This is a genomic window from Pseudomonas sp. NPDC088368 (genome assembly GCF_044753445.1).
Lineage (GTDB): Bacteria > Pseudomonadota > Gammaproteobacteria > Pseudomonadales > Pseudomonadaceae > Aquipseudomonas > Aquipseudomonas bambusae.
The window spans coordinates 41,181-59,610 of record NZ_JBIVNG010000004.1; the positions used below are offsets into that span (position 1 = coordinate 41,181).

An 18,430-nucleotide genomic window follows, 5' to 3' on the forward strand; every position below is an offset into this window, starting at 1 on the left:
CGCCACCCTAGCGGGCTTTTTTCCGTCCGGCGTTCCGGCATTGGTTCGATAGTGCGAACAGAGTTGACGCATTTGCCTCTTCCATTCAGCCTATGGCGGCAGTGCTCTCAGGCCGCTTTGACGACTAGGCTCGCCGCGTTCTGGATGTTGGCTTTCTTGATCAGAATCTCCATGAGATCGCGACTGAGCCATCTCAAGCCCCAAGCGCAGGGGCTTGCCCTTATCGAGCTTTGTTCTGTAAACCTCATCGATAATGTCGACAAAAGTGTCATGAGAAATGGGCTTGCCGACATGGTTATCGTACCCGGCTTGCAGCGTCTTTTCCTGGTCACCGGCGGTGGCGTATCCGGTCAGCGCAATCGCAGGCGTCATCTCAAATTGGGGGCATCTGCCGGATGGCAAAAATGAACTGGTGACCGTACATTTTGGCAGCCTCTAGTACCTGCAAGGGATCTGAAAACGCCGCTAGGTCGGCACCTTCCATTTCAAGCAACATTTCGAGGACGTCCAGCACGTCCTTCGAGTCATCTACCAACAGCACTCTCAGGCCTTGGAGTCGGCCTGAGTCCTCTGGAGTGTCACGACCCTTCGCGGGCAACTGCGGAGTCGTGGACAACGGCAGCCGAACGGTAAATGTGCATCCCTTCCCAATGCCTTCGGAGAAAACATCGACCGAACCGACATGGGCCTTCACCAGTTGACGCACCAGGGAAAGATTGATTCCGAGCCCCTCACGCTGGTGGGTCGCGTGTTGATGCTCCGCCTGGCTGAACAGATCGAATACATTGTTCCGGTCGTATTCATTCAAACCTACGCCGCTGTCCTGAATATCCAGCTGTGCCATGACTTCGTGAGCAAGGGCAGTCAATCTGACATGGCCTCAACCCGGCGTGAGTTTGATCGCGTTGTTGACGAGGTTCCAGATGATCAGTTCCGAGCCGTGTTGCGTCTGCGTTCACGATCATCCGTTGTTCGGACTCATGCGGCAGACTCAACGTGACCTCACACGGATGATGACCATTGATCACCACGGCATGGAGACCCTGAAGGATCAAACCCAGGTCCAGCGGCTGCTTTTTAAGCTTGAGTTTTCCAGCATGCACGCGAGCCACGTCGAGCAGGTCATCGATAATCCGAGCCTGTCTGGCAACCGCCTCGCAGATAGTATTCAGCCTTTGCAGCCGGGTTTGAGCCTTTGGCCTGCGGCAGGCGCCGCAGCAGCTCGGCGTTCAACTGGATGAGGTTCAGAGGATGTTTCAGCTCGTGCGACATGACCGCAAAGAATTCGTCCTTGAGGTGGCTACTCGTTTGCGTCGCCACAAGTCGTTCAATCTGCTCATCCTGAGTACGCCTATGCCCCGTGAGGTGGTGCTTGAACCTTGATATCCACGGGCGTCTCCGTTCAACTGAACAATGGACAAATTCGATTTGAGAGCCGTTCCGTCTGATTTTTTAGGTTGCCGAGGATAAACCGAGGACGGGGGGAAAACTCGGTGAACTTTCCTGAAAGAATCGACTTCTTTAGTGGCAGAGGCGCGTCCACGCGGCCTCGATTTTCGACTCGGAGGGATCAGCCATGCCACGTGGAAGCAAAGACAAGTACACCGAAGAGCAAAAACGCAAAGCGGAGCATATCGAAGAAAGCTACAAAGAGAAGGGCACGCCAAAAGGTGAGGCCGAGGCCCGTGCCTGGGCAACGGTGAACAAGCAGTCAGGCGGAGGTAACAAGGCAGGGGGGGCAGGTAAGACCACATCTGCTTCAGCCAAGGCTAAAGCCAAATCTGATTCGGGCAAGAGGGCTGCGCAAACCCGCAGTCGTCATGGCCGCGACACGCAGTCGTCGTTTGAAAATCAGAGTAAAGCCAGTCTCATGACAGAGGCGCGGTCTCGCAATGTCCCTGGACGCTCGAAAATGACCAAGGCCGAGTTGATTAAGGCGCTCCGAGCAAAATGACTCAAGCCTTACCCGGGGCCGAGGACAGGCGTTTCTCGAATGTACTCATCAGGGGCGTCCGCTGGCGGGATTCCCAGCGGACGCCAGAGTGAATCATCCTTTGCTGTGCTCCTTGGAAGTCGGCGGCTCTGCCACGCCTCGCGGCCCCGCAATGCCCCAGATAACGAGTCCAACCAAGGGGAATACGATGATCAAAATCGCCCATCCAAACTTCGTGCCCGACGATTTGGTAGTGTGCCAGACACTTGCAATGGCCCAGAGGTCCACCAGCAGCACGAGGACGGCAATGGCAACCCACAATAATGTTGATTCCATATCACACCTCCCCAACCGGTCAGACGGCAGGCACAGTTGACGTTGCGGTGGGCTCGATCTCCGGCACTGCAACGTTGTTTCCACCTGGCGTCAGAATGACCTTGCGGCAATCCTCCTGCTTTTTATCGAAAAGCTTGTAGCCCTCGGCGGCCTGCTCCAATGACATTCGGTGAGTGACGATGGCTTCGGGAGAAAGCCGCCCAGTCTCGATGTGCTCCAGCAGCTCAGGCAGGAAGCGTTGCACGTGAGTCTGGCCCATTTTGAACGTCAGGCCTTTGTCGAAGGCGTCGCCAAACAGGAATCCGTGAATGAAGCCGGAGTAAACTCCCGGCACGCTAACAACCCCACCCCGCCGTACAGCAGCGATACATTGACGCAGCGCCTTGCCACTGCTTCCCTCCAGCTTTAACGTGGCGAGGACGGTTTCGGTGGTACTGCCTTTCGCTTCAAAGCCCACCGCATCAACCACACCGTCTACGCCACGCATGCCAGGTGTCTGGCGGATGATGGTATCCGCAGGGTCGTCGTCTTCATCAAAGTTGATTGGAATCACACCGTATGCCTGCTGGGCGTAGGCGAGCCGGTAGGGATGATGGTCGACCATGAAAATACGGTCGGCCCCCAGCATCCGAGCGACCGAAGCACTGAGCAGTCCGACTGGCCCGGCGCCGTAAATGGCAATGCTGGAGCCTTGACCGATGCCGGTATTGGTAACCGCCTGATACGCGGTGGGCAGAATGTCCGAGAGAAATAGAACTTTCTCATCCGCAAGCGTGCCCGGCACTTTGAATGGGCCTGTGTTGGCTTTGGGTACTCGGACATATTCAGCCTGCCCACCAGGGATTCCGCCATACATATGGCTGAACCCAAACAGTGCCGCTCCGGGCGGAATGGCTTTTTTGTTGATAATCGCGCCACGTCCCGTATTGGTGGTTTCACAGGCTGCAAAAAGATCTTGCTGGCAAAAGAAACACGAGCCGCAAGCGATTACAAAAGGGATCACCACGCGGTCCCCCGGCTGTACCGCCGTGACTCCAGATCCGGTTTCCTCAACGATGCCCATGAACTCATGGCCGAAAATATCGCCGTGTTCAACGGTCGGGATTTTGCCTCGATACAGATGCAGATCAGAACCGCAGATGGCAGTGGCAGTAACGCGCAGGATGATGTCGTCCGCTTCCTCAAGGGTAGGATCGGGCACTGTGTCCACTTTTACGTCGTGTGCGCCATGATAGGTGAGTGCTCTCATAATCAATCTCCGAGGTACGTGGCTATTGTCGATGGGTAAATAGCGGAGATTGACAAGCGGTCTGAAGTTCAGAAGTGCAGGATAAACGGTACTTCAACTGGACGGAACGTCCTGATTATGGGGCGCCGGCAATTGCTCAGCAGTAGCTCTCACAGGTCATATAGCTCCTCCACAGTGAAGACGCGTACTGTAAAGCACGTATAAATCGCAATGCATGCGCAGCCTGGCGCGTGCATACGCTCCGAGGCGGTTCAGCGATGCCTCTGTGATCAAGGAAGGTGTGAAGCGGATCGGAGCCGAGCCTGAACTGCGTCGTCGAATATCATATAGAGCGCTTTGATGTCAGCGGGGCGTAGAGTTTTCGCCTTTTCCAGTCCGAGAATGAACGCCACTTGCATGGCACCTTCCCGCTCGATTGCTTCCCGTTCTTTGGCCGCGTTGAGTGCACGCACCAAGTCATCGATTTCGTTCTGAAGCGATTTGGGAAGGCGGAGTGCGCGGATCTGTTCTTCGAGCACCAAGCATTCCTTTTAGGTGTATCTCACTGGATTCCTGTGGCCGACGTCTGGACTCACCAATTTTCGAAATCACAAACTGCTCGTAGAGTATTTCATGCTGCGACCGGTGCAGGCATCGTTCGATGGCAGCACATGGCAATAGCGGTTTCTATGGAATTGGCAAAGGTTCTCACGACAGCGTTTCGAGAGATATGCGCTTGCTGTGCGGGTTGGTCCTGTCAAACGATTTGCTGACCTAGTCTCCCCGCGAATGCTGAGTAGGCGCCGCGTGAGAAGCGCCGGTCGGGTCTTCGATCTGTATGACCTTTCCATGCCGCCAGGCGTCGGCCCCAGATAAAGGTTCCGGCGTGGCAATATCCGCGCGTGCGGCTCGATTGGCTTCACTGCTGATGCCGAATCGTTTGTTTCGTTCGCTGACCATTTGTGGATCTGCCTGTCCGTCGGCCGTGAAGCCCATCATGAGTTGAGGCACTCCCAATGGAAGCGTTTTGTCCTGGTCGGTATGCCAGGTGTGCCAAGTCTTGCCATAGGTGTTCACGAGCTTTTCCATCAGTGCGTGTTCAGCAGGTTCAGGAATACCGGGCGCGATGAGCTGACCTGATTTCACTTCGTGTTTGTGGCTGTGCCATAACGCTTTTTCACCTTCTGGCAGCTGGGCAAAGAGTGCTGCACTGATGATGTACTCAACGCCCATCAGCTTAGCGTCCTTGGTGTTACCGTCGAAGATGGCGCACTGGATGACTTCCTCGTTCAGCACCGAACAGTAGTGATGCGCTTCCATCTGTGCCTGGCGGTTACCGTTATAGAAGTGGAATCCGTCCAGGTAAGCATTTAACTGGTCGACCGGGGCACGACTTTGCAAAATGTCAGCGCCTGTCTCAAGGGCTTTGGTCATCGGCATTGTCGGCTTTCCCAGAGCATCGACGGGGGAAGGTGAACGATGATCAGAGCAGGCCGCCAATGCCGTCAGGGTTATGCTCAGGCAGGTTAATTTGCTTACAAAGGATGATTTGGTATACGCGGTAATTCTCATCGCAGATTCTCGTTCGATGTCTCGTGTCGCCGAGGCTGAAGGGGGCATCTGCCCACGTGAGTTGACTGCGGCAGGTCACTCATTCCCACTCATGCTTCAGCATGGCCAAGCGAAAGGTCTTCACGCTCAACAACAGTCAGCGTGGTTGGAAACCTTGCACTCAGCGACGTTCATGCCCAGATCGCGGTTTCGCTATTGATCTCGGCGACAGTGGTAGCGTTGTACTGACGTTGCCGATGAAGGTCGTCACGCATCTTAGAAAAATTAAGCTTTCTGAACCTAAGCTCCCTGAGCACGGTTCCGGATACCTTGTAGATGCCACAGTCCCGGCACGTTACAAGCTCGCCCATCGGGCTCAATTCGTTTTGGGCATCAAGCCCACAGAGGTAACATTGCATACGATTCTCCTTGTGAGGTTTACACGCTGCCGACGGTTGCGCTCCTCCCTAAAAAGCGGCGTAGTTCATTTGGCTGGGCTTAATCCCAGCCTAGTTTCTTGATCTCCCTTCGATATGGCGTCTCGATCTGTTCGGGCACGTTTTCCATATAAAATTTCGCACGTGCCAGCGTTTGCCCATCCAGGCTGATCAGGTACGAAAGGACGTCGTCAAGCGAGGGAATGAGTCCTTCTACTCCTTCGAAGCGAGGCGGCAATGCGGTCCAGATAACTGCATCTAATTGGCGATCAGCCGCCCATTTACCCAGAACCCCTACGGTCAGGCTGTTAATGGTGAACACACCCACGCCATCCTCTCGATCAAAGGGATTTTCTCCCGTCTAAGTAAGGCGGTTACTGCCTCGTCAAGGTGTTGGAAGGTCAGCGGCGCCCATAGCACTTGGCATGGTGGCGCATTTAGGCAAATTGCAGTCGCCATTTCGCCAGCATCTCCCACGCGAGAGAATTCGATTGGCAAAAGAGGACCGTCAGATTGCCATTCGGATGCGAGTACTAGCTCTCCTGGATTCCAGATCAGAGAGCCCCAGCCAAGACAAGCGATTTTCATAGGTTTCCTTAGAGAGTTTCAACTCGCGGGGTGCGCTCTGAAAATGCTGAGCTGCGTGCCCTATGGAGCTGAGCGCCTTGTGCGCCATATAACCCTGCTGCAACCCCTCGGTACCTTGCTGCCAACATTTGCGCGCTGGCCTCTCTGAAGCGAGTCCGAACGGCGTTGTGAATATCCATCCGGTGTTCCTCAGCCCAGGCCCTAAGCGCAGTAATGAATCTGGCCGCTAAACCGACCTCCCGCAGCCCGGGAACAATGTAATGAGACCGGAACTAGTAATGAGCAGGAGGCCGGTCAATCAGTAATCTGCGAAATGTGTTTCGAGCGTATTCATGTCCGAATCCTTCCGGAAATGAAAAAGGGATGCCTGCATGACAGGCATCCAATCCCTCGGAGAAATCAATTAACGTCTTTGCCCGGAGCCATACCAGAGCCAAGATCTGCGCCTGTTACGGGACTTGCGGTAAGGTCTGATTTGGTACGTTCTTTCATCATCGTTAGGGTCACAGCATCCGCTTCAGTCAACTCAACCGTAGCTTTCCCATCGCCACCATCGACCGCGGGCTGTGGATTCTCGACATACTGGAAGTCCGCATCGCTGTTCCATGGGCCCCGTACATTTGGCTCGCCATTGGACATGCTGAAATAGGTGCGAGAAAACTCAGGCATGCCTGGCAACTTGCCTTGAGGGAAATTTGGCTGGATGGAATGCAGGGCTTTTTCGAACGAGAGCTGGTGCGCGATTTCACGCGTCATTAGGAAGCCCAGAGCATCCTTGATGCCAGGGTCGTCTACTACGTTCATCAACCGCTCATACACGATCTTGGCGCGGGCTTCAGCCGCGATGTTCGAGCGGAAGTCCGCAGTGGGCTCAGTGATCGAATCCACGTAAGCCGCCGTCCATGGAACGCCGGCGGAGTTCACCAGCGGCGCGCCTGCACCGTAGAGGATGCTGGTGATATGCGAATCGTTGCCGGCACCGTTGATGGCACGATAAAGCTCACCTTCCTCCTGGACCCCCTCAGCGAGCTGACCTTTAGCCCCCTTGTTGAGCATGACAATGATTGAGCCGACGATCTCTAGGTGACTCAACTCTTCAGTAGCAATGTCCATCAGCAGATCCTTACGACCTGGATCTTCCTCAGCTAATGCTTGAGTGAAGTAGCGTGCTGCGGCGGCGAGTTCGCCTTGAGCCCCGCCGAATTGCTCAAGAAGCAAGTTTGCAAGGCCTGGGTTGGGTTCAGAGACACGTACGGTGTATTGAAGGCGCTTATTGTGTAGAAACATTAGGCTTTCCTCTGGCTCAGGTTTAGGGCGCATTGCCTCTGCGGGCAACAACGCTTGCATAAGTTTCGAAACAAGGCAGCTAGAAAAATTTCGGGCGTTTCATGCTTCGTATGACGAACGGTCAGAAGTCTGGGGACCGGAATGGCGCATGCACAAAAGAAAGCCCACCGGAGGTGGGCAAATGGGAGTATTGACCATTTATTCAGGCAGCCCGTGCAGCCACTGGCTAGTTTTGCACTCACGATAACGTGGCGTTTTGCTACAGCGGTTTAGTCAATCCCCCCTTGAAGCGTTGAACAAAGAGAGCAATGATCATCCCTCGTTTCAACGTTTCAACGTTTCAACGTTTCAACGTTTCAACGTTTCAACATGAGATTGAAATCCAACAGCGCGTTGGTACTCGGTTTCGTTAGACGGTTCGTAGGGGTCGAAACAGACCTTCTGTCTTTGCACCTTGAATGTCTCAAGAGCTTATGACTCATCTTTTGGCAAGCGTGGCAGCCTGGTTACCACCTTGCTCCGCGATCGCTGACAGCTTTTCATCCGCCGCCTTCTCCTCGGCCAAGGTTTCTGCCAGCAGATTTGCGGCATCGGTCATGCCCAAGTGTTTGGCCATCGCGATCAGCGTCCCGTACGAGGCGATTTCGTAGTGTTCGACCTTCTGGCTGGCTCCTATCAGAGCGGCATCGAGCACTTCGCCTTTTTCAATCTCATCGAGCAGCTCTTTGCTTTCCTCAATCAGACCTTCCATGGCAACACACTTCATTCGCTTGAGCTTCAAACCTGCCTGCTCCACAAGCTGATCGATGCGTTCGATCTGACCATGTGTTTCCTCAAGGTGTGAGGTGAAAGCTTCGGCAAGTTTAGGATTTGTTGCTGCTCGGGCAAGCCGGGGAAGGGCCTTGGTGATCTGCTTTTCTGCGCTATAAACGTCAGAGAGTTCATGAATGAACAGGTCGTCGACAGTGGTTCTAGCCATGGGAAGTTTCCTCATCCATTGATAATAGAAGAACTGTTATCCCGGACGTTCAGGTCCGGTTGTTAAGCTCGACCAAGCGCGTGAATTAACAGTTCCAGATTGATCTTCGTGCTGCCGACGAATGGCGTTTGGAGATTGGTTCTTTTCAATTTGACGGAACCATGGACCCAGCGGATTGCTCAAAAAGGTGGGCAATCGCCTTCTCGTTTATCAATAAAGGACTGATCACATGGCACATTTCATTAAAACATCAGCTCTTGCGCTTATGGTGACGCTGGCCGGCCAGGCATATGCCGCTCAGGACAGCGATGATTTCGTGGAAGACGCTTCTGCCAAAGGCGTTGCTGAAGTGGAAGCCGGTAAGCTAGCGCAGGAAAAGGGCAGTGCCGCCGACGTGAAAAGCTTCGCTGAAATGATGATCAAAGATCACACTGCCGCGAATGCCAAGCTCAAATCGATAGCGGATTCGAAAAAGCTGAAGGTTTCCGATAATGCGCAACTTATGGACAAGGCCAAGTCGATGATCCTGGAGCTGCGCAGCGCCAAGTCGTTCGACCAGGCCTATGCAAATAATCAGGTCAAGGCTCATGAGGCGACGATCAAGATTTTCGAAGATGAGGCAGCCAATGGCAAGGATGCTGAACTCAAAGCTTTTGCTGCCGAGACCTTGCCAAAGCTGAAAGATCATCTGGCTCACGCACAAGCGTTGGCTAAAGCGCACGGTGGTGATGCCGCTAATTGATCCTCATGGTCGCCAGGCCAAGGCTTGGCGACCATCCGGGCGGTATTCGAACGCTTGCAGGCAATCAGGCTCGGGATCGGTTGAAGCCAGACGCTGATGAAGCAATTTCAGATCTCAACTGTGCGATCAGATTTGCGATATCCCGGCTCGTTTGAAGACTCGCAATCGGGATGCCACCGGTCACCAAGTTCGTACCGGCATACTCGTCCATTAACTCAATGGTTAGATCTCCATTCGCATCTGCCGTACATCGGCATTTGAGCGGTAGAAGACCTGATTCAATGATGTGTCGTAGTTCCAGTAATGACATGACCATGGCGTTTTCCTTGTCTGTTTTGTTGTAAACGGTGGACAAGCAGATCGTCAGATAAGTCAGTCAAAAACCAAACAGCTGGATAAGGGGCAAGCGGCGGTGATTGACCTTTTTTAAGCGGATTCTCCTGCCTTCATCCGGGCATGGAAGTGAGGTAGCATTTCCAGCGCATGGATTGCAGCCTCATGCTGGAGAGTCGCACGATCCCCGAAGAAGCGATGTTTGCGTGTGAACACGCTCACGCGGTCCTCATGTACGAATCCCCATGCAAAGCAGACAGTGCCCGCCGGAATCCCGTCCACATCCTCAGTTCCACATAAGCCAGTAGTTGCGATTGCTACATTGGCTGGACTGTCCCGCAGCGCACCTATCACCATTTCCCGAGCAACCTCGACGCTCGTCAGGTTGAAGTGAGCAATAGTCCTAGGATTTACACCTAAGAGTCGCTGCTTAGCTTCGGGGGAGTAGACAACATAGCCACATTCTACCAGCGAGCCGCTACCTGGCACTTCGGCTAGCAGGGCGACGATACGCCCCGCCGTGCAGGATTCGGCGGTTGCAAGCAACAGTCCATGTTGTTCCAGATACTTGACTATCCCAGCAGGATTCATCAACGCGCGCTCCAATGATTGTGCCGATCACTCCGCTCATGCCTTGGACGACTGGAGCGCTGTTCACGCGGACCCAGGTGGCGGCTCATTGAGCATTGCCTAGAAGATTCCTAAGTCAGCAACCGCTGCGACGAAGTCTCGAAACATGACTGGCTTCACCGCCTAGGAGTTTACGCCAAGTTCATAGGCCTGTTGAGGTCTATCGGCCCCTTCGAGTTTGTAAGCATTACGATAGCTATGCATCCGGAGATGCTCTGTTGTTCTGAAAACTTCCGGCATCGGAGAGGTACCTCCACCCCGCTATGTAGTGAGATCTCGCACTTACACATCATTTACCCGTTCGGGAAGGAGGCACTGCTTAAACTCCAATAGCATGACCCAATCTCATGCTCGATACATTGCCGCACGAAATTCGGGTTTTGCTGAACTTGCCAAATACTATTGCGATGCGGTGCCTGAATTGCCCAGCCCAGCCCAGCCCAGCCTAGGCTTGGCGATTTGGCATCACTGATATGGTATGACGTCCTGCCTAAAGGAATGTCAGCAAGCCTTCAGAGGTAAGCCGATGATGATGAGGGGGGATGGCGATCTGCGTCTGATTGAGGTCATTATGGCAATTAACTCCTAGCCGACTGAGTCTTCCCGCTGAAAACGCGAAAACCGAACGTATTGTAGAAGAAGATTACGGGCATCAGTATGGCAAAGCCGACCAGCATAAACTTCTGGCTTGTAGCACTTGAAGCAGCCGCTTTGAGAGTAAGGTTGGGTGGAACGATAAATGGGAAAATCGTGATCACCATCAGCGCGAACCCCAGTACAAAGAGACTCAGAGCACAGACTAGCGGTAACACGTCGTACCGGGCTCGAAAGCTGATCCAAAATGCAAGAGACGCCGTGAGGCTCACTCCGACGGTCGAATACATCACAACGGGCATCTTTAGTCGCTGGGCATAGTCTGGATTCAGGGTGGACGTCCAGATCAGCAATACGGTCATCAGCACGACAGTAACGACAGCCAGGATTTGCGCCTGCCAGCGCGATGTTTGTTGCAACGCCGATTCGGTTCTCCAGTAAAGCCAGCACGCTCCCAGCCAGGCATACCCGACGACTAACACCACCGAGCAGTACAGAGCGAAAGGGCTGGCCCATTCCCAGCCTGTTCCAATGAATTCGTTGTTCTGGTTGGAGACTCCTTGCACTAGCGTTCCCAGCGCCGCTCCTTGGCATCCCCCTGCGATTACGGAGGCGCATAGGTGAAGCCCATCGATGCGCCGCTTGATGTAGGCGTTATCCGCGTAGTCTCGGAACTCCAGTGCCATTGCTCGGATAATGAGAGCGAGGGACATCGCAATAAACGGCAGGTACAACGCAGGTAGTAGGACGGCATACGCCAAGGGGAACAGGGCCAACAGTCCTCCACCACCCAATACCAGCCAGGTTTCGTTGGCATCCCAGATCGGCAAGATAGACACCGCCATGACGCGACGTCGTTCAGGGCATGGCGTTAATCCCAGCAGGATACCTACTCCCAGGTCAGTCCCATCGAGCAACACGTAGCTGAGCACCGAAAATGCAAGCGCCGCTGCCGAAAGCAAAATGATCACGTCACCGTCCATCAATGGTGGCCCTCATGATCTGCGGATTTCGTCTGGTAGCGTCGGTTGGGGTCCTTGCTCTCCTGTCTTGGCGGGTTGACGCAGAATGCGCAGCAACACCGACAAGCCAATACCGAACACCACCACGTAAAAAAACAGAATCGTAAGCGTAGAACCAATGACCTGATCGCTCGGAACCGCTGATGCGCTGTCCGCCGTTCGCAGCAAGCCGTAGATCGTAAATGGCTGTCGGCCGACTTCGGTAACCACCCAGCCACTGATCATGGCCATGAACCCGGCTGGCGCCATCAGCAAGCAGCAGCGCTGCATCCAGCGCGTACTGTATAAGCGGTGGCGGCAGCGCAGCACGAGGCCGGTAATCCCCAGTGCGAGCATGAGTAACCCCAGGCCGACCATCAAGCGAAAGGCCCAAAACACGACAGCAACAGGGGGGATGTCCTGCGGCGCAAACTCAGTCAGCGGTTTGATCGTGCTGCTCAAATCATGGCGAAGATACAGCGAGGCGATACGGGGAATCGCTAATTCAAAATGATTTTGCCGCTCGGCCATGTCAGGCCAGGCGAACAAGCGCAACGGTTCACCGGCACCGGCGGCAGTACGGGTCCACGCACCCTCCATAGCGGCCACTTTCTGCGGCTGGAATTTCAGGGTGTTTTCGCCGTGAAGATCGCCTACAGCAATTTGCAACGGTGCCATTACGGCAACTGTCCACAGCGCTATTGAAAACTGTACACGGGCACGGAGGTTGGCGGAGTCGCGCAGCAGTTGCCACGCACTTGCCCCTGCGATCAGCATGGCGGTAGCCAAGAAAGTCGCGAGCAACATGTGTGTGAAACGGTACGGAAAAGAGGGATTGAAAATGATTGCCCACCAATCCTGCGCGAGGAACCGGCCATCGGCGCCGATGCTGAAACCACGCGGGGTGTGCATCCACGAATTTGCCGACAAGACCCAGAACGCACTGATGATAGAGCCGACGGCCACTGCGCCAGTGGCGAACAAGTGCAGGCGAGGTCCCACCTTCTTCATGCCGAACAACATAATGCCCAGAAATCCCGCTTCCAGAAAAAATGCGGCCATCACTTCGTAGAACATCAGGGGTCCGAGGATTTCTCCTGCCTGGGCGGAGAGTCGCGACCAATTAAGACCGAACTGATATTCCAGCATGAGACCTGATGCAGTACCGATGGCGATGTTGAGCGCGAAAATCTTCAGCCAGTATTGGTAGATGTCCAGGTACACCTGCTGCCGCCGCCAGAGCCATAGGGCTTCCAGCACCAGAAGAAAATTCGCCAGGCCGATGCTGAACGCCGCCAGCACGATATGGAAGCTAATGGTAACGGCGAACTGGGTTCGCGCGGCTGTCAGTCCCCACTCAACATTCTCCATATCGGTTCCTCTGCCCAATCATTCGTTACACGACATGGTCCGCTTCGGGTACTGCGTGGTCGAGATTGTAGGCATCTGGCTGTGCGTGCAGCAAAATGATTGGTACTGATTTCGCTGCGGAAACTTTGCTGCGCCGGGCGTAATGCCAAAGAGGGACCAGCGCATTGGATTCAGGATAGTAGTAGGCAGCACACTCTTCGGGAATATCATAGGCGATGATCTGAAAGGATCCGACTCCCGCCGGACATCTGGCTCGATGGCCGTACGTAGGCAAAACTAGGCTCCGGGCGCAAAGCCCAAATGCACGACGTCGTTGCGATTTAGAAACACTACCTTCCGTGTGCCCTTCACCCCCCTGAGGCGATCATCGTAGCCGTAAACTGTCGTGTTGAACTGGTCGTTGCTGCGCAACGTCATGAGTTGCAAGGTTAGAGGCAAATCCCGGATGAAAGGCGAGGTCACTGCCGCCCATTCCGTACTGTAAGACGATGGAAATAGACTTTTTTGGCTCAGGCAGTTTCGGAACGTGAGTTAGGAGCACTTTTCCCTCGCGCCGAGACTTTAGAGGTCACGAGAAGATGCATCAGACGGCGTGTCCCTAATCTCGGCGACGGTACTCATCACATCCATCAACTGAGCTTGAGAGAAAGGTTTGGCAAGCAGCGGTATTTTCTGCGGAAGCCCGGTCACTAGGTCCGAATAACCTGAGACTAAAATCATCGGTGTGCCCGGCCACCGGTCGTACACCGCTGAAGCGAGCTGTGCGCCCGTCATGTGCGGCATGGCGTGATCGGAAATAATCATGTCGAACTTCTGCTGGTTCAGATAATCCAGGGCCTGTAGCGCTGAGTTGGCTGACCAAACTCGATGCCCCATGTCTTCGATCATCTCCACCGTATTGAGGAGCACCAGCTCATCGTCATCCACCGCTAAAATATTCCACACGACGTTGTGAGCAACTTCTTGAATTTCGCTGTGTTTGCCGACGCAGTCGGGGGGCAGGTCCGGGGCTTCAATCGCCGGGAACCACAGCTCAGCGGTGGTACCGACTCCCAAGCCGCTGAGCAAGCGCATGATGCCCCCAGACTGAAGAGCCAAACCATGCACCATCGACAAGCCGAGACCAGTGCCTTGCCCGATACCTTTAGTGGTGAAAAAAGGCTCAGTCGCGCGCTTCAATGTGTCCTCATCCATCCCCGTCCCTGCATCGATGACGCGAAGGCACCAATACTCACCGGGGTTGAGCTGCACCTCAGATGCCGTTGCGTTCCGCAGGCTTGTCTCGATCTTGATAAGCCCTTGGCCGCTCATGGCGTCACGAGCGTTGACGGCGAGATTCAACAATGCTGCTTCTAATTGATTGGGATCGGTCAGCACCCATGCGGAAACTGCCGAGGGTGTAACCTGTAACTCGATCGTCGGGCCGAGTGAGCGTTGTAGTAGTTCTCTCATACCGGTGATCAACTCATTGAGTTCCACCGCTTCTGCTCTGAGTTCTTGGCGGCGGGCGAAGGCCAGCATTCGAGCAATCAGAGTCGCGCCGCGCTCGGCGCCCGTGCGCGCGTTATCGACCAATCGCATGAGCTGTGGCGTGGCAGGCATTCGTCGACGCAGCAGGTCTAGACTGCCAATGATTGCCATCAGCAGGTTGTTGAAGTCGTGGGCTATACCCCCCGTGAGATTCCCCAACGCTTCCATTTTTTGTGCTTGATGCAAAGCTTGTTCGGTGCGACGAATATTCGCCTCGCTTTGACGCAATGCTTCGGTGCGTTCAAGCACTTGGGCCTCCAGATCTAGGCGAAAGCGTGCCTCACTCGCATGACGCCTAGACTCAGCGCGTACTCGTTCGATGTGTGCCCAAGATCGTTCCGCCACCTCTGTCAGGATTGAAAGCTCCCGCTCTGTCCAAGCGCGGGGAATTCGGTCATGAATGGCCATCAATGCTGTGAGCCGTCCATCCTTGACCAATGGCAGACATATCGTCGCAGCAAGTCCAATGCTCAGGAAAGCCTCAGCCTCTTGTTCGTTCAGCTGTCTGGCGTTGTCGTCTAAGATCAGCGGCAGTCCCGAATGGAGATAGTGCATGGCGAGTGTGCCAAAGCTCGCCAGACGATAATCACCAACGATGCTCACTGAGTCCGGCGCATGCCAGTCCCCGCGAATAGTGAAGCTGTCCTGATCTGACTCCATATCGGCATAGGCGCAAACCGATACCTCCAAATACTCTCCCAACATCCGCGTCGTTGTCGCCATGATTGAATCGGCGTCGGTGCTTCGGGCGGTTTCTTTGCCGAGCGCATCAAGGAACCGTAATCGCTGTTCGTTTGCTCGCAGGGCTTCTTCAGATTCCTTGCGGGAGGTAATGTCAGTCGCAGTTCCGAACCATTCGATAATCTCTCCGTGCTCATCGAATAGAGGTACTGCACGTGATGAAACCCAACTCAGCTGGCCATCGGAACCTATCACCTGATGTTCAAGGCTGAACGTAGTTTTACTGCCGATCGCCTCCTCGATCGCGAGCCTGACGTGAGTCTGATGCTGAGGTGGCACATAAGTGTCTAGCCAACTCAGATTGGACGGTGCGGCGTCGTCCATAATGCCTTTGCCATCAAGCTGACGAAGATTACGCCAGTCGGGAGACAGTCGATAAACGACATCCGTCGTTGCATTGACTAGGGCACGAAAGCGCTGTTCGCTGCGTTGAAGCTCGCGGCGCCCTAGGACACGTGAAGTAGTTTCCACCACAATCGCAATCACACCGGCAGGTGTGCCGCTTTCGTCGTAGACAGGCGAATAGTCTAGATCCATCCACACCTGTTCTGCGTGCCCGTGACGATACAAAGTCAACTCCTGATCTTTGTAAGCCAAGGTCTGGCCAGCGAGGCCGACTCGCATGACCTGATCGTTGAAGTCAGCAACCTCAGCCCAGCCTTTGCGCACCTCCGACCCCAAGAGGCGAGGGTGGCGCTCGCCAGCAAACACAGAGTAGGCGTCGTTATAGATCATGATGCCTTTCTCGCCCCAGAGCAGCACGATGGGTACAGGCGATGCGAGCAGCATTGAGGTTACGGTCTTGAGACTCTGCGGCCAGCGGGAAGGCTCGCCCAAGCCACTGGATGTCCAGTCGTGATGACGGATGAGTTCGCCAAGTTTACTCGGTGGTAAAAATGGCAGACTGGCAGTGGCGGCAGGCTGGATCATGAAGGCTCAAGTCCATTAGGGGCAGGTGGTTATGCGAGTCAGTGGCGCAGCGATAGTTCCAGTATGGGTCAGTCCTCCCGGATACTGAACGGCGTAACTCAGATAGTTGATCAGCGTCAGCTTGAGCGATGCAGCCATACAGGGGTTGCGCACCTTCGGGAGACCTTTGCGGTCGGCCAAGCTGGTTTGTAATGCCAATGAGTTCTCAACCCGCTGCGCCGTTGCAGACAACCTGCCGGAATGTGCATGGCGACCGGAACACGATGAAGCTTTGAGCTATGTTTATTCAGCTGTTCATCGAACGTTCATTACAGGAGTAGGTATGTTCACTAACATCAAGCCAGGCCCGAAACCCAAACGCGAAGATGGTAAGGATGATCGCAGGCGGCATGTGGATCCGCCTAATGACAAGAAACATCCGACTTTGCCTATCCATAAGCACAAGCCGGGCGACTGACCCTATCCATAAGCACAAGCCGGGCGACTGACCGAAGCTAAACGAATCCAAAACTCACTCCCGCAGGGAGCCTTCGGCGAAGCCGGTTCATTTGCACACACGGGCTTCGCCGAACCAAGCAAGCGGGCGGGCAATAGCTAGCGCTACGCTGATGCCTTCATGGCCTCCGGGGCACTCCTTGATTCGCGACCAGTCATCGGCATGCATATCCCATAAACCGCGCTCTGGATAGACGGACGTTCTTCGCTGCTAGCTGAGAATTTTTTTACCAATCCCCAACCGTAAGCCGAACCGCGTAAGTGGGTCAGCGGCTACCTGTGTTCAAGTCCTCAAAATTCATGCTCTATGCGTGGTTACGTACCTGCCGGAGAATGTTCCGAGAAAGGGTAGTTTCTTTCTGAATGGTTTCCTAACCGTGGATGGGGGCAGGTCCCGATGCAACCTCGGCCCGAGATCTGAGGCCTTTAGGCACTTCTGGCTGGAAGGTTTTCCACCTTGAAATCACAAGTTTGCTTGAAGAGTGTTCCCGCTGATGTGGAGATGACCCGCTTGCCTGCGCACCGATGGCCCAGTGGAAGTGCTCAAAGACTTCGCTGGTATAAACTGTGGAAGCAGTGACATGGGTCAACGAAATGTCAGTGGAACGGGCTAACGCTCGTCAGCGACAACACCAAGTTATAAACCGGGTCCCCTCAACCGCTAAATATCGGCAGTCGTCCTTGCATCTGATGACGCTGTCCAGCACTGCTGACTAGGCGCCTGCTAGAATGGTATTCAGATAAAACAGACATTTTCATCAGGAGATACATATGTCAAAGCTCGCAGAGTTCCGTCAGCTTGAGCAACACCTTGCGGAGCAGCTGGCTGCCCTCGAAGCCTTGAAGGGGGACGCAGGTCTTCAGCAAGAAATTGAATTTGAGACCAAACTCCGCGATCTGCTCGCCGAATACGGCAAGAGCTTGAAAGACGTGATTTCGATCATTGATCCCAAAGCTGCGTCTAAAAAAGCTGCGCCAGTGCCACAGAAAAACGCCCGTCGAGCCCGTTCAGTGAAGGTTTATAAGAACCCGCACAATGGCGAAGTGGTTGAAACGAAAGGCGGCAACCACAAGACTTTGAAGCAGTGGAAAGGCGAATACGGAAGCGATGTCGTTGAGTCCTGGGTATCGTAAGTCGATACTCTGATCAGGCTGAGGCAGGGTAGGGAGGCTACTTCCTATGCTGCCTGCACTAGCGACGTCACCGGTACCGCTGATAGGTGAATGGTTACAAAGAGGCTACAGATGAGTGATTTGGAAGAAGAAATGCGGCGCGCGCTTTTCGGTTCTTTGGGGGAGTCTGTGCTGACGCCTCCGCTTACTGAGCGGCCTGTTACACCCAAGCCGAAGGCCAAGTCGCTGTCGCCCAAAATTCGGGTGACAATGAAAGTTTCTAAGGAGTTCGAGGGGGCGACCGAGCTTTTCGTTTATGAGGCTGACACGCTGAGCACGCTCACCGCCGAGATTGACGCCAAAGCGGCTGCTCGGAAGAAAAAATTCAAATACTTTGAAGTGGTGTCTGTTCAGACCATCTGACCAACATCGCGTTGCGATAAAGGATCCCAAGCGGGTCATGCACTTGTAAACCAGCGCCCTAGGCTAGGTGTCGTTCATCTCGCTGTTTTACTGAGCGGTGAGTTAGGATGATACAGGTGTCCTGAAGACTGCTCGTGAGTGAGGGATGCCTCGTATGCACACTCCCACGCCTTACGTCGGGTGTGCTC

At 54.4% G+C, this 18,430-nt stretch carries 20 protein-coding genes and 1 pseudogene; 6 read left to right on the top strand and 15 right to left on the bottom strand.

Annotated features, from left to right (window positions below):
- Positions 1-90: 90 nt before the first annotated feature.
- The gene (locus tag ACIQAL_RS09180) at positions 91-372 is read right to left on the bottom strand and encodes a hypothetical protein (RefSeq protein WP_401144628.1); all 282 of its coding nucleotides are present in this window, start codon (positions 370-372) and stop codon (positions 91-93) included.
- A 1-nt stretch (position 373) separates the two neighbouring features.
- A complete protein-coding gene (locus ACIQAL_RS09185) occupies positions 374-844 on the bottom strand; it encodes an ATP-binding protein (protein ID WP_401144629.1) in 471 nt (156 codons plus the stop codon).
- Positions 845-923: 79 nt separating this feature from the next.
- On the opposite strand from ACIQAL_RS09185, the gene ACIQAL_RS09190 reads away from it, so the two are divergent.
- A complete protein-coding gene (locus ACIQAL_RS09190) occupies positions 924-1,241 on the top strand; it encodes a hypothetical protein (RefSeq protein ID WP_401145335.1) in 318 nt (105 codons plus the stop codon).
- 335 nt (positions 1,242-1,576) lie between these two features.
- Positions 1,577-1,954: a termination factor Rho gene (locus tag ACIQAL_RS09195; RefSeq protein ID WP_401144631.1), complete on the top strand. Its 378-nt coding sequence runs from the start codon at positions 1,577-1,579 to the stop codon at positions 1,952-1,954.
- Between the two features lie 93 nt (positions 1,955-2,047).
- On the opposite strand, the gene ACIQAL_RS09200 is transcribed toward ACIQAL_RS09195, so the two are convergent.
- From ACIQAL_RS09200 to ACIQAL_RS09230, 7 genes are all read right to left on the bottom strand, one after another.
- Complete coding sequence (locus ACIQAL_RS09200; RefSeq protein ID WP_401144632.1) at positions 2,048-2,269, bottom strand: PLD nuclease N-terminal domain-containing protein; 222 nt, start codon at positions 2,267-2,269, stop codon at positions 2,048-2,050.
- A 19-nt stretch (positions 2,270-2,288) separates the two neighbouring features.
- Positions 2,289-3,518, bottom strand: a complete 1,230-nt coding sequence (locus ACIQAL_RS09205) for a zinc-dependent alcohol dehydrogenase (protein WP_401144634.1) — start codon at positions 3,516-3,518, stop codon at positions 2,289-2,291.
- A 269-nt stretch (positions 3,519-3,787) separates the two neighbouring features.
- Complete coding sequence (locus ACIQAL_RS09210; protein WP_401144635.1) at positions 3,788-4,036, bottom strand: hypothetical protein; 249 nt, start codon at positions 4,034-4,036, stop codon at positions 3,788-3,790.
- 235 nt (positions 4,037-4,271) lie between these two features.
- Complete coding sequence (locus ACIQAL_RS09215) at positions 4,272-5,069, bottom strand: OBAP family protein (RefSeq protein ID WP_401144637.1); 798 nt, start codon at positions 5,067-5,069, stop codon at positions 4,272-4,274.
- A 477-nt stretch (positions 5,070-5,546) separates the two neighbouring features.
- Positions 5,547-5,807, bottom strand: coding sequence for a hypothetical protein (locus ACIQAL_RS09220; RefSeq protein WP_401144639.1), 261 nt, complete (start codon positions 5,805-5,807; stop codon positions 5,547-5,549).
- 665 nt (positions 5,808-6,472) lie between these two features.
- Entirely contained in the window at positions 6,473-7,360 is an 888-nt protein-coding gene (locus ACIQAL_RS09225) for a manganese catalase family protein (protein WP_401144640.1), read from the bottom strand.
- Between the two features lie 478 nt (positions 7,361-7,838).
- The gene (locus tag ACIQAL_RS09230; RefSeq protein ID WP_401144642.1) at positions 7,839-8,339 is read right to left on the bottom strand and encodes a ferritin-like domain-containing protein; all 501 of its coding nucleotides are present in this window, start codon (positions 8,337-8,339) and stop codon (positions 7,839-7,841) included.
- A gap of 229 nt (positions 8,340-8,568) precedes the next feature.
- Here ACIQAL_RS09230 and ACIQAL_RS09235 point away from each other — a divergent pair, with 229 nt between their 5' ends.
- Positions 8,569-9,081 carry a DUF4142 domain-containing protein gene (locus ACIQAL_RS09235; protein ID WP_401144644.1) on the top strand — a complete coding sequence of 171 codons (513 nt, stop codon included), beginning with the start codon at positions 8,569-8,571 and terminating at the stop codon, positions 9,079-9,081.
- Between the two features lie 64 nt (positions 9,082-9,145).
- On the opposite strand, the gene ACIQAL_RS09240 is transcribed toward ACIQAL_RS09235, so the two are convergent.
- The 6 genes and pseudogenes from ACIQAL_RS09240 to ACIQAL_RS09265 all read right to left on the bottom strand — a co-directional run bounded on the left by ACIQAL_RS09240 (position 9,146) and on the right by ACIQAL_RS09265 (position 16,211).
- Positions 9,146-9,397, bottom strand: coding sequence for a DUF1652 domain-containing protein (locus ACIQAL_RS09240; protein ID WP_401144646.1), 252 nt, complete (start codon positions 9,395-9,397; stop codon positions 9,146-9,148).
- A gap of 110 nt (positions 9,398-9,507) precedes the next feature.
- Positions 9,508-10,005 carry a CinA family protein gene (locus ACIQAL_RS09245; RefSeq protein WP_401144648.1) on the bottom strand — a complete coding sequence of 166 codons (498 nt, stop codon included), beginning with the start codon at positions 10,003-10,005 and terminating at the stop codon, positions 9,508-9,510.
- 617 nt (positions 10,006-10,622) lie between these two features.
- Positions 10,623-11,609 carry a cytochrome d ubiquinol oxidase subunit II gene (locus ACIQAL_RS09250; protein ID WP_401144650.1) on the bottom strand — a complete coding sequence of 329 codons (987 nt, stop codon included), beginning with the start codon at positions 11,607-11,609 and terminating at the stop codon, positions 10,623-10,625.
- A gap of 24 nt (positions 11,610-11,633) precedes the next feature.
- Positions 11,634-13,010: a cytochrome ubiquinol oxidase subunit I gene (locus ACIQAL_RS09255; protein WP_401144652.1), complete on the bottom strand. Its 1,377-nt coding sequence runs from the start codon at positions 13,008-13,010 to the stop codon at positions 11,634-11,636.
- A 25-nt stretch (positions 13,011-13,035) separates the two neighbouring features.
- Positions 13,036-13,436, bottom strand: a pseudogene (locus ACIQAL_RS09260) (formate dehydrogenase); the annotation flags it as partial.
- A 135-nt stretch (positions 13,437-13,571) separates the two neighbouring features.
- Positions 13,572-16,211, bottom strand: a complete 2,640-nt coding sequence (locus ACIQAL_RS09265) for a PAS domain-containing protein (RefSeq protein ID WP_401144653.1) — start codon at positions 16,209-16,211, stop codon at positions 13,572-13,574.
- Positions 16,212-16,533: 322 nt separating this feature from the next.
- Here ACIQAL_RS09265 and ACIQAL_RS09270 point away from each other — a divergent pair, with 322 nt between their 5' ends.
- From ACIQAL_RS09270 to ACIQAL_RS09280, 3 genes are all read left to right on the top strand, one after another.
- Positions 16,534-16,668 (top strand): hypothetical protein, encoded by a 135-nt coding sequence (locus tag ACIQAL_RS09270; protein ID WP_401144654.1) that lies wholly within the window; start codon positions 16,534-16,536, stop codon positions 16,666-16,668.
- An 809-nt stretch (positions 16,669-17,477) separates the two neighbouring features.
- Positions 17,478-17,840, top strand: coding sequence for a histone-like nucleoid-structuring protein, MvaT/MvaU family (locus tag ACIQAL_RS09275; protein WP_401144656.1), 363 nt, complete (start codon positions 17,478-17,480; stop codon positions 17,838-17,840).
- A gap of 111 nt (positions 17,841-17,951) precedes the next feature.
- Positions 17,952-18,242, top strand: a complete 291-nt coding sequence (locus ACIQAL_RS09280; protein WP_401144657.1) for a hypothetical protein — start codon at positions 17,952-17,954, stop codon at positions 18,240-18,242.
- Positions 18,243-18,430 lie beyond the last annotated feature (188 nt).